The 11,873-nt window shown below is 51.8% G+C and carries 4 protein-coding genes, 5 tRNA genes and 2 rRNA genes; 8 read left to right on the forward strand and 3 right to left on the reverse strand.

Annotated elements, in window-relative coordinates; all coding sequences use genetic code 11:
• Positions 1-64 precede the first annotated feature (64 nt).
• The 7 genes from AB1I49_RS01735 (at position 65) to rrf (ending at position 4,304) form a co-directional block, all read left to right on the forward strand.
• Positions 65-140, forward strand: a tRNA-Ala gene (locus tag AB1I49_RS01735).
• A gap of 36 nt (positions 141-176) precedes the next feature.
• A tRNA-Ile gene (locus tag AB1I49_RS01740) sits at positions 177-253 on the forward strand.
• A 361-nt stretch (positions 254-614) separates the two neighbouring features.
• A 23S ribosomal RNA gene (locus AB1I49_RS01745) occupies positions 615-3,445 on the forward strand.
• Between the two features lie 238 nt (positions 3,446-3,683).
• A tRNA-Lys gene (locus AB1I49_RS01750) sits at positions 3,684-3,759 on the forward strand.
• 38 nt (positions 3,760-3,797) lie between these two features.
• Positions 3,798-3,872: transfer RNA gene (locus tag AB1I49_RS01755), tRNA-Glu, on the forward strand.
• 221 nt (positions 3,873-4,093) lie between these two features.
• Positions 4,094-4,169: transfer RNA gene (locus AB1I49_RS01760), tRNA-Asn, on the forward strand.
• Positions 4,170-4,187: 18 nt separating this feature from the next.
• Positions 4,188-4,304, forward strand: a 5S ribosomal RNA gene (gene rrf / locus AB1I49_RS01765).
• A gap of 78 nt (positions 4,305-4,382) precedes the next feature.
• Here the strand turns inward: rrf and AB1I49_RS01770 are convergent.
• The 3 genes from AB1I49_RS01770 to AB1I49_RS01780 all read right to left on the reverse strand — a co-directional run bounded on the left by AB1I49_RS01770 (position 4,383) and on the right by AB1I49_RS01780 (position 8,717).
• A complete protein-coding gene (locus AB1I49_RS01770; protein ID WP_316611354.1) occupies positions 4,383-6,455 on the reverse strand; it encodes an elongation factor G in 2,073 nt (690 codons plus the stop codon).
• Between the two features lie 258 nt (positions 6,456-6,713).
• Positions 6,714-8,372, reverse strand: coding sequence for a dihydroxy-acid dehydratase (gene ilvD / locus AB1I49_RS01775; protein WP_407721236.1), 1,659 nt, complete (start codon positions 8,370-8,372; stop codon positions 6,714-6,716).
• Between the two features lie 144 nt (positions 8,373-8,516).
• Positions 8,517-8,717, reverse strand: coding sequence for a hypothetical protein (locus AB1I49_RS01780; protein ID WP_316618923.1), 201 nt, complete (start codon positions 8,715-8,717; stop codon positions 8,517-8,519).
• 315 nt (positions 8,718-9,032) lie between these two features.
• On the opposite strand from AB1I49_RS01780, the gene AB1I49_RS01785 reads away from it, so the two are divergent.
• Entirely contained in the window at positions 9,033-11,711 is a 2,679-nt protein-coding gene (locus AB1I49_RS01785) for an alpha-amylase family glycosyl hydrolase (protein ID WP_407721237.1), read from the forward strand.
• Positions 11,712-11,873 lie beyond the last annotated feature (162 nt).

The raw sequence follows: 11,873 nt of genomic DNA on the forward strand, positions 1-11,873 counted from the left end.
CATTACGAAAAGTTTGACTTGCAATCGTTGTTCAATTTTCAGGGTCCTAGCCCTGAGAAGATATGGGGGTATAGCTCAGCTGGGAGAGCACCTGCTTTGCAAGCAGGGGGTCTGCGGTTCGATCCCGCATATCTCCACCATGAGGCTTAATTGACTCAACACAAAATAACTAACATGGGCTTATAGCTCAGCCGGTTAGAGCGTCCGCCTGATAAGCGGGAGGTCGGTGGTTCGAGTCCACTTAAGCCCACCAGATAAGAAAAGCCGAGGCGCGGAGCCCGGGAATAACGACTGACGAGGACTAAGCTGTGGAGTTGCCCAAAGCAACGGAACAGATTAGACGAGTGGGAGTTATTAACGGAACAGCGGAGCGCAACGAGGCCGGACATCTTATCACAAGTACCTTGAAAACTGAATAAAGAAAGCAGATAAAGAGAAAAGTATTGTTTATCAACAGTTAAACTCAAACCTCAATTAAAATGGTAAATGTTTACGAAGGTAAAAATACTGCAATTTCTGAATGGGTAAAATAAGTTGTAAAAACAGCCTATTTTCAAAATTACGAAGAACCAAAGTATCTCACTTCCGATTGTGAAAGCAGTCGGAAAAATAATGGTCAAGCTACAAAGAGCACAAGGGGAATGCCTTGGCACCGAGAGCCGATGAAGGACGTGACTAACTGCGATAAGCCACGGGGAGTTGTAAGTGAACGTTATATCCGTGGATTTCCGAATGGAGCAATCCGGCAAGAGGAAAGTCTTGTCATCATATACTGAATCAATAGGTATATGAGGGGAACCGCCTGAACTGAAACATCTAAGTAGGGCGAGGAAAAGAAATCAACAGAGATTCCGCCAGTAGTGGCGAGCGAACGCGGAAGAGGCCAAACCGAGAGTAGTAATACTTTCGGGGTACGGACAGAATACGGTATTGAAAATTTTTAGCCGAATGACATGGGAAGGTCAATCAAAGAAGGTGAGAATCCTGTAGGCGAAAAAAATTTTCAGCCATCTGTATCCAGAGTACCGCCGGACACGTGAAACCCGGTGGGAATACGGGGGGACCATCCTCCAAGCCTAAATACTACTCGGTGACCGATAGAGAAGAAGTACTGTGAAGGAAAGGTGAAAAGCACCCCTGGCGGGGAGTGAAAGAGAACCTGAAACCTTGTGTTTACAAGCACCGAAAGTCCGTCAACGGACGATCGGGTACCTTTTGTAGAATGGTCCGGCGAGTGAATGTATTTGGCAAGGTTAAGCACTTCAGGTGCGGAGCCGCAGCGAAAGCAAGTCTGAACAGGGCGTATGAAGTCAAATGTATTCGACCCGAAACCGGGTGACCTACCCATGACCAGGCTGAAGTAAAGGTAAAACTTTATGGAGGGCCGAACCGACTCCCGTTGAAATGGTAGCGGATGAGTTGTGGGTAGCGGAGAAATTCCAATCGAACCCGGAGATAGCTGGTTCTCTCCGAAATAGCTTTAGGGCTAGCCTTGAAATAGATTACTGCAGGTAAAGCACTGAATTGGCTAGGGGCCGAGAGGTTACTGAACCTTATCAAACTAAGAATGGCAGATAATCGTTTTTCAGGAGTCAGACAGTGTGAGATAAGTCTCATTGTCAAAAGGGAAAGAGCCCAGACCCACAGCTAAGGTCCCAAATCATAGTTAAGTGGAAAACGATGTGGAATTGCTTAGACAACCAGGATGTTGGCTTAGAAGCAGCCACTCATTAAAAGAGTGCGTAATAGCTCACTGGTCGAGTGATTCTGCGCGGAAAATTTAACGGGGCTAAACTATGAACCGAAGCTTGGGATACCGTAAGGTATGGTAGGAGAGCGTCGTATACGGGGTGAAGTCAGAGCGAAAGCGCTGGTGGACTGTATACGAGTGAGAATGCCGGAATAAGTAGCGAGAATTAAGTGAGAATCTTAATGGCCGAAAGTCTAAGGTTTTTGGAGGAAGGTTCGTCCGCTCCAAGTAAGTCGGGAGCTAAGGTCAGGCCGAAAGGCGTAGCCGATGCACATACGGTTGATATTCCGTAACCATCTGCAATTTAAGCATAGGGACACTTGAAAAGGGTGTGACCCGGGCGTTGGTAGACCCGGGCGCAAGGGACCGAAATTAGAGTAGGGAAGCACACTTAGATCAAGGCGAGAAAAGCTATGTGTATAGAAGCAGATGCCCGTACCGCAAACCGACACAGGTGGACAGGAAGAGAATTCTAAGGCCAGCGGGAGAAGGGTAGTTAAGGAACTCGGCAAATTGACTCCGTAACTTCGGAATAAGGAGTGCTCGAAAGAGCCGCAGAGAATAGGCCCAGGCGACTGTTTAGCAAAAACACAGGTCTCTGCCAAATCGAAAGATGAAGTATAGGGGCTGACACCTGCCCGGTGCCGGAAGGTTAAGAGGAGATGTGCAAGCATTGAATTGAAGCCCCGGTAAACGGCGGCCGTAACTATAACGGTCCTAAGGTAGCGAAATTCCTTGTCGGGTAAGTTCCGACCCGCACGAATGGTGTAACGATCTGGGCACTGTCTCAACTACCCACCCGGCGAAATTGTAGTACCGGTGAAGATGCCGGTTACCTGCGGCAAGACGGAAAGACCCCATGGAGCTTTACTGTAGCCTGATATTGGGTTTCGGTAATCTATGTACAGGATAGGCGGGAGACTGGGAAGCTAAGGCGTCAGCTTTAGTGGAGTCAATGTTGGGATACCGCCCTTAGGTTTCTGGAATTCTAACCTGCGGCCGTGAATCCGGTCGGGGGACATTGTCAGGTGGGCAGTTTGACTGGGGCGGTCGCCTCCTAAAGAGTAACGGAGGCGCTCAAAGGTTGGCTCAGTACGGACGGAAACCGTGCATTTGAGTGTAAACGCAGAAGCCAGCCTAACTGCGAGCGTGACGGCGCGAGCAGTAACGAAAGTTGGAGTTAGTGATCCGGCGGTATGTGAATGGAAATGCCGTCGCTCAACGGATAAAAGCTACCCTGGGGATAACAGGCTGATCTCCCCCAAGAGTCCACATCGACGGGGAGGTTTGGCACCTCGATGTCGGCTCATCACATCCTGGGGCTGAATTCGGTCCCAAGGGTTCGGCTGTTCGCCGATTAAAGTGGTACGCGAGCTGGGTTCAGAACGTCGCGAGACAGTTCGGTCCCTATCTGTCGTGGGCGCAGGATATTTGAGGAGCTCTGTCCTTAGTACGAGAGGACCGGGATGGACGTACCTCTGGTGCACCAGTTGTCACGCCAGTGGCACAGCTGGGCAGCTATGTACGGAACGGATAAACGCTGAAAGCATCTAAGCGTGAAGCCGACTCCAAGATTAGATATCCCATCGTGTAAACGAGTAAGACCCCTTGAAGACTACGAGGTTGATAGGCTGCGTGTGTAAGTGCCGTGAGGCATTCAGCTTGGCAGTACTAATAGGTCGAGGGCTTGACCATACGAACAACAGTACTTTGGTCAGTCAGTATTTACTTCTTCGATTTATCTCTTCTTTATTCAGTTTTCAGGGCACTTGCCCAAAACGGGTGCGGAAGAAGCGAACGCTTCAGTCGGACGACAAAAGGAACATCAAGATATCTGAGAGCGAGCGAGCGAAACGTCAGAAAAGAAGATGATTTCAGTCGGGACACCAACAAAAGGCGATTCTCCGATTTATCCGTCTCGTAGAAAAAATATGCACCATTAGCTCAGTTGGTAGAGCACCTGACTCTTAATCAGGGTGTCCCGGGTTCGAGCCCCTGATGGTGCACCAAAAGCAAGGGGCTCACAACAATGAGTCCCTTGAAAAATGGCTCGTTGGTCAAGCGGTTAAGACTCCGGCCTCTCACGCCGGCAACGCGGGTTCGATTCCCGCACGAGTCACCAAAATGCTTGATACACGTTGTCGATTGATGACGTTTTGATACTGATTCTGCTTTCGGAATCGAACCCGAGAGGGTTTGAGCGTTAAGAAAACAGTCCAGTGGACTGTTTTTAGCTCAAAGCGGTGAGCATCTGTGATGCGAGCCATCAAAAGCGAAGCGCTTGGTCGATTCCCGCACGAGTCACCATTGCTATTAAGTATCTGAAAAGATACAGACAAATATTCCTCCATAGCTCAGTCGGTAGAGCGCATGACTGTTAATCATGATGTCACTGGTTCGAGCCCAGTTGGGGGAGCCATAAACCCGCTACAATTAAATTGGTGTTGATGACGCAGGGGGTCCACCCGTTCCCATACCGAACACGGAAGTTAAGCCCTGTAGTGCCGACGATAGTTGCCCGGCGACGGGCTGTGAAAATAGGAAGACGCCAATACTTTGCAGCGGGTTTTTTATATTTAAATGGTATACGAAAAATCGAGGGCAGGATATCCTGCCCTCGTAGTGTTTTAAATTAATCGTCGCCCATCTCGGCTTTTGCTTTCTCGATAACCTTCTGTGCAACGTTAGCGGGACAATCCTCGTAACGCGCGAAGGTGAACTCGAAGGAGCCGCGGCCCTGGGTGATCTGACGGATAAAGGTCGAGAAGTCGCTCATCTCAGACATCGGAACCTCAGCCTCGACAACTTGTGTGCCGTGCTCGGCAGGTGACATACCGAGAACTCTGCCGCGTCTCTTGTTGACCTCGCCCATAACGTCGCCCATGTTATTGTCGGGAACGTAAGCCTTGAGGCTGCCGATCGGCTCAAGGAGTGTCGGCATCGCGTTGGGAATGCCGTTCTTGTAAGCAAGACTCGCCGCAGTCTTGAAGGACATTTCGGAGGAGTCAACGGGGTGATAGGAGCCGTCGTAGAGAGTAGCCTTGATGCCTACGGTCGGATAACCAGCGAGAACACCCTTCTTGATAGCGTCGCGGAGACCCTTTTCAACGGCGGGGAAGAAGTTCTTCGGAACCGCGCCGCCGACAACTCTCTCTGCAAACTCGAGATCGTCGGTATCGTAGGGCTCGAACTCGATCCAGACGTCGCCGAACTGACCGTGACCGCCGCTCTGCTTCTTGTAACGACCCTGAGCAGAAACCTTCTTGCGGATAGTCTCGCGGTAAGCGATCTTTGGGTTCTGAAGTCTGGCTTCCACGTTGTACTTGCTCTTAAGCCTGGAGATAACAACGTCGAGGTGCTGTTCGCCGAGACCTGATACGAGCATTTCGTGAGTTTCGTGGTTGGACTCAAAGCGAATTGTGGGATCCTCGTCGGCAAGCTTGGAGATAGCCTGAGCGACCTTGTCCTCGTCACCCTTCTTCGCGGGATAGATAGCCATTGTGTAGCTTGATACGGGATAGTCGATGCCGTCGAGAACTACTTTTCTGAGCGGTGAACAGAGGGTATCGCCTGTCTTTGCGGAAACGAGCTTCGGTACAGCGCCGATATCGCCCGCGCCAATGTAGTCGGTGTCGCTCTGCTTCTTACCTGTCATTGTGAGCACCTTGGAGATACGCTCCTGAGCGCCTGTACGCATGTTGATAACGGGGGTGTCGGGAGAAATCTTGCCCGAAACGACCTTGATATAAGAAAGTCTGCCGATGAACGGGTCGGCAACTGTCTTGAATACGATAGCAGCGGTGGCAGCGTCCTTGTTAACGCTGATTTCTACGGGTTCGCCGTCAAGGTCAACGCCGATCTCGCCGCCCTGAGCCGCTGAAGGAGCGAGCCATGTCAGGCTGTTGAGCAGCTGGTCGATAGCGAAAGTGTTGTGAGCGTCGCCGCAGAATACCGGGCAGATAGAGCCGTCTCTTACGCCCTGAGAAACGCCGAGAATAATCTCTTCGGGGGTGAACTCCTCGCCCTCGAGGAACTTGTCGAGCAGCTCCTCGCTTGTTTCGGCAACCGCTTCCTTGATAGCCTCGCGCAGACCTTCGAGTCTGTCGCCCATATCGGGAAGAGCGGTGGGCGTTACGTTGCCCTTGGCGTCGTACTTGTAAGCCTTGTAATCAAAGAGGTTGACGTAGGTGTTAGCCTGGCCGTCCTGAATGTAGGGAACAACAACGGGGCAGACAGAGGGACCGAAGGTCGCCTTGAGTGTTTCAAATACGCGATAGAAACGCGCGTCCTCGTCGCACAGACCATTGACAAAGAACATCTTTGTCAGACCTGCCTTTGTAGCCGCCTCAACAGCCTTTTCGGTGCCGACGCTGATGCCGTCCTTGCCGGATACAACGATCAGAGCGGTGTCCGCAGCGCGCATACCCTCGGCAACGCCGCCCGCAAAGTCAAAGAGACCGGGTGTGTCGATGAGGTTGATTTTGGTGTTCTTCCACTCTATCGGAGCCACGGCTGTCATGATAGACGCCTGACGCTTAATTTCCTCGCTGTCGAAATCGAGCATGGTGTTGCCGTCTGCAATCTTGCCCAATCTGTCGCTGACCTTTGCGAGATAGAGAATGGACTCCGCAACCGAGGTCTTACCGCAGCCGCTGTGTCCCGCGAGCGCGATGTTTAAGATTTTTTTCGCATCGTACTGTTTCAAAAGAAAAAACTCCCTTCGTTTATATAATTGATATTATATTTCAATTAAATTTTTTCTAAATTTACATATTCAGCAAATATCTAAAATAATCCTTATTCAGTATATCATAATTGTACAGAATTAACAACAAATTTTAGGCAAAATAAAAAAATTCACCCTTTGCCCAAAAAGGACAAGGGTGAATTGTGCGAATTGCTTTTTTTGCTCTGAAATCCTGAAACCATGCACAAAGATTTTTTTAATTTTTGTGCATTTTCCTTATGACAATACAGCTCCCTGAGCTCCTGAGGATACGAGCTTGGCGTAGCGGGCGAGGTAGCCTGTGGTGATTTTCGGCTCTTTCGGAACCCACGCCGCGCGTCTCTCTGCAAGCTCCTCGTCGGAAACCTTGAGGGTGATGGAGTTGTTGGGAATGTCGATTTCAATCAGGTCGCCGTTCTTTACGAGGGCGATCGGGCCGCCGACCGCCGCTTCGGGAGAAACGTGGCCGATGGAAGCGCCTCTTGTCGCGCCGGAGAAACGTCCGTCTGTGATCAGTGCGACTGTGCTGCCTAAGCCGCGTCCCATGATAGCGGAGGTGGGGTTGAGCATCTCGCGCATTCCGGGACCGCCCTTGGGGCCTTCGTAGCGGATAACGACAACGTCGCCCTCTACGATCTCGCCGCCGTTGATCGCAGCCATAGCGTCCTCCTCGCACTCATAAACTTTCGCGGGGCCTGTGTGCTTGAGCATCTCGGGAGCTACCGCGGAGCGCTTGACGACGCAGCTGTCGGGAGCGAGGTTGCCGCGGAGAACCGCGATGCCGCCGGTGGAGCTGTATGGCTTTTCGACGGGACGGATAACCTCGGGCTTCTTGTTGACAACGCCCTCGATGTTCTCGGCGATAGTCTTGCCGGTGCAGGTGATGAGGCTTGTGTCGAGCAGGCCGAGCTTATTGATCTCGTTCATAACGGCGTAGATGCCGCCTGCCTCGTTGAGGTCCTCAATATATGTTCTGCCCGCAGGAGCTAGGTGGCAGAGGTTGGGAGTCTTTGAGCTGATTTCGTTTGCAATATCGAGGTTGAGGTCGATGCCGCACTCGTGAGCGATAGCGGGAAGGTGGAGCATGGAGTTTGTGCTGCAGCCGAGAGCCATATCCATGGTCAGGGCGTTGCGGAAGGCGGCCTCGGTCATGATGTCGCGGGGCTTGATATCCTTCTCAAGCAGCTCCATGATCTTCATGCCGGCGCGCTTTGCAAGCTGGATCCTCTCTGAGTAAACGGCAGGGATCGTGCCGTTTCCGCGGAGAGCCATGCCCAGAACCTCTGTAAGGCAGTTCATGGAGTTTGCTGTGTACATACCCGAGCAGGAGCCGCAGCTCGGACAAGCCTTGTTCTCGTACTCGTTGAGCTCCTCAGCGGTGAGCTTGCCGGAGTTGTATGAGCCTACAGCCTCGAACATAGAGGAAAGGCTGGTCTTGTGACCGGCGAATCTGCCCGCGAGCATGGGGCCGCCGCTGACGAAGATACAGGGAATGTTGAGTCTTGCCGCCGCCATGAGCAGACCGGGAACGTTCTTATCGCAGTTGGGAACCATGACGAGAGCGTCAAACGCGTGAGCAAGAGCCATTGACTCGGTGGAGTCGGCGATAAGGTCGCGGGTAACGAGGGAGTATTTCATTCCCTGGTGACCCATCGCGATACCGTCGCAGACCGCGATAGCGGGGAATACGATCGGGTTGCCGCCTGCCATCGCGACGCCTGTCTTGACAGCCTCGACGATCTTGTCTATGTTCATATGTCCGGGTACGATCTCGTTGTAGGAGCTGACGATACCGATCATCGGCTTCTGCATTTCCTCGTCGGTCATGCCGAGCGCGTGGAGGAGAGAGCGCTGGGGTGCGCAGGCAACGCCCTTGGTAATAGCGTCACTTCTCATAAATATAACTTCCTTTCTGATAACGGCTTTCCTTTTAAAAGGGAAGCTCAAAAAATTTTACATTAATTATAGCATTGAAACACGGCTTTTTCAAGAGCTAAATAAAAAACACGGGGCAGTCGCCGACCGCCCCACGGGTTGAGCTTATTTCTTTTTGTTTGAGATGAAAAAGTAGACAACTCCGCCGATCGCGGCAACGGCAACGATGCCCGCAAAAATCCAGACCGTAGTCTTATTCTCGTTTGCGAGAATCGGCTGAACGCTGTACGCACCTGCGCAGACGCAGCCGATGACGCTCATGGCAAGAGCGGCGAGCGCTGCGGTGATCACCTTGTATATCTTCATATTATTACCTCCCGATATTTGTTAACAACATCTTACCATAACGCGGACGGTTTTTCAATGGCTTTTTTCATTATATAATATAAACGAGGCGATGAGGTGTATTTATGTATGTTTTTTGTTGATTATCGAAGAAAACGGGGCGGATAATTTTACGTTTTAAACAGTCAAAAAGAATAATTTAGCATAATTGCTAAAAAAATTTACCTTTCTTGTGCAGATAGCAAATTGATAAAAACAAGGCTTTTATGTTATCATTAAAATGAACGCAGAATGCGAAATTCTGCCTTTAGTAATTTTATTTAGGAGTGAGAGAAATTGAACAAGAAAGTGACAAGCATTGTGCTTGCGGTGTGCGTGCTGCTCTCGTGCATCGCGGTCGGAAGCTTCTCGGCTACCGCCGGCACCGCAGATGTCGCAGTCGCAGCACAGGCTGACGCCGAGGCTGTTGGCGCTGACTACGGTCTTGCCAAGAGTATTCAGGACGGCCAGATTCTCCAGGCGTGGAACTGGAGCTACAACGGCATCAAAAACAACATGAAAAAAATCGCTGAGCAGGGCTTTACCGCTGTCCAGACGACCCCGATCCAGACCATCAAGGAGTCTACTCTGGGCAAGACCATGCAGGGCAGCTGGTGGGTTTACTATCAGCCCTCACAATTCCATATCGACACCAACGGCTCTAACGCGCTGGGCACAGCGTCCGATTTCAAGGCGATGTGCGCAGAGGCTCACAAGTACGGCGTTAAGGTCGTAGTCGATGCGGTTCTCAACCACATGGCGAACAAGGGTGACAATACCCTGTCCGACACTATCCCCGCCGACATCAAAAACGACTCGAGCTGCTGGCACTCGATCACAACGAACACCTCGAACTGGAGCAGCCGCTGGGATATCACCCATAACTGCATGGACGGTCTTCCCGATCTGAACACAGGCAACAAGAAGATCCAGAACTACGAAATCGTGTTCATGAAGGAATGTATTGACGCGGGCGTTGACGGCTTCCGCTTCGACGGCGCAAAGCACATCGAGGTTCCAAACGACGCCGAGAACGCGGGCAGTGATTTCTGGATAAATATTCTCGGTACAACCACCTCTTACGCTCAGAGCACAAAGGGCATCACACCCTACTACTACGGCGAAATTCTTGACGCTACAGGCGGCGGTCAGAACATTGTTAACCAGTACACCAACATGATGAGCGTAACCTGCAACAGTGTTTCTAACGACATCCGAAACAAGGTCAATTCAGGCGACGCAAACGGCGCCAAGAGAACCGACTTCAGCTATGACGACGGTTCCGCTCCTTCGGGCAAGAGAGCCGTACTCTGGAACGAGTCACACGATACATACGCAGACAACAAGTCCAGAGGTCAGAGCGACACAACCATGAAAAAGACATGGGCGATCGTCGGTTCACGTGCCGAGGCTCAGGCTATGTACCTCGCCCGTCCGCGCAGCTACAGCGATTCCATCGGTACCGCGAGCGTTACCGCATGGGGCGACAAAGAGGTTGCGGCGGTCAACCACTTCAAGAACTACTTCGTAGGCAAGACAGAGTATATGTCCGCCAGCGGCTCCATCGTTTACAACGAGCGCGGCACCGAGGGCGTTGTACTCGTTAACCTCAAAGGCGGCAGCACCTCCGTTAACGTAAAGGCAAACAAGATGAAGGACGGCACCTACACTGATGAGGTAACAGGCGGCACCTTCAGAGTATCGGGCGGCCAGATCAGCGGTAATATCGGCGGCACAGGCGTAGCGGTTGTTTACAACGCGAAGCCCGCAGGTCCCTCCGCTTCCGTAACACCCGGCTCTTCAAAGTACAAGACCGATTCCATCACCCTTACCCTCAGCTATGACAACGCTACCTCCGGTCAGTATTCGATCGACGGCGGCGCTTATCAGAGCTACACCAAGGGTCAGACTATCACCATCGGCGCAGGCAAGCCCGTAGGCACACAGACTACCGTATCCGTTAAGGCGAGCGACGGCAGCACCACCTCCGACCCCGAGACCTACACCTACACCAAGTCTGACAACACGGCTCAGATGGTATACTTCGACAACTCGAGCTACAACTGGTCATCGGTTTACGCGTACATTTACGCGGGCGAAACCGGTGTTGCGGCATGGCCCGGCACCCAGATGCAGAAGGATTCCACTGGCTACTTCGCTCTCGAGGTTCCCGAGGGATTCGAGGACGGCTTGGTCATCTTCACCGAGAGCAAGGACGCGACCGACCACCGCTATCCCGCGGACAGGGAGCCCGGACTTCCCCTCGAAGGCAAATCCAAGATCTTCAAGGCAAATAACCAGCTCGTCGATTACGTCGATCCCGTACCCACAACTCCTGTTCCCACGGTAGCTCCCACGACCGCTCCCGTAGGCAACATTCTTATCGGCGACACCAACGGCGACGGCAACGTCACGATTTCCGACGCTACACTTATCCAGCTTCACGCTGCGAACCAGCAGAAGCTCACAGGTGACAGACTGACCGCTGCGGATACCAACAAGGACGGTGCCGTTAACGTAACCGACGCCACAATGGTTCAGCTCTACCTCGTATTCAACAGAGGCTCGAATAACTACACAGGCACATGGACAGGCGGCGGCACCAATCCCACTCAGCCTCAGCCCACAACAAGCTATGTACAGCCCACCACGCAGTATGTACAGCCCACAACCTCTGCTCCCTCAGGCGGCGTTACTCTTAACGCTTCCGCGACAAGCACAGGCACCGAGGACTGGTACGCGTGGACATGGAACTCCGATTCTGACGGCCACTGGGTAAAGGGCAATGGCAGCGCGTCCTCCGTATCGTTCAGCGGAGATCTCGGCAGCAACATTCTCTTTGTAAGACTTCCTCAGGGCGAGTCGGCAGACTGGAGCAAGGTATGGAACAAGACCCATGACCTGACCACCCAGGCAGGCGGCACCTACGTGACCTCAGACTGGAATAATGAGTTCATGGAAGGCAATTGGCAATAATCCAAAAATAATCAACTGATTTTTGCAACCCTCTCAAGGCTTTGAGAGGGTTGTTTTTGTGTATAAAGTCGAATATTGCGCGAAATGTTGTAAAGAGAAAAAAGTTGTGGTATACTATCTTCGGTTCAAGATAGTACATATTTTAATAAGTATATTTACTGC

Origin of the sequence: Ruminococcus sp. NATIVEDY160, assembly GCF_045819885.1 — a bacterium.
Classification (GTDB): domain Bacteria; phylum Bacillota; class Clostridia; order Oscillospirales; family Acutalibacteraceae; genus Ruminococcoides.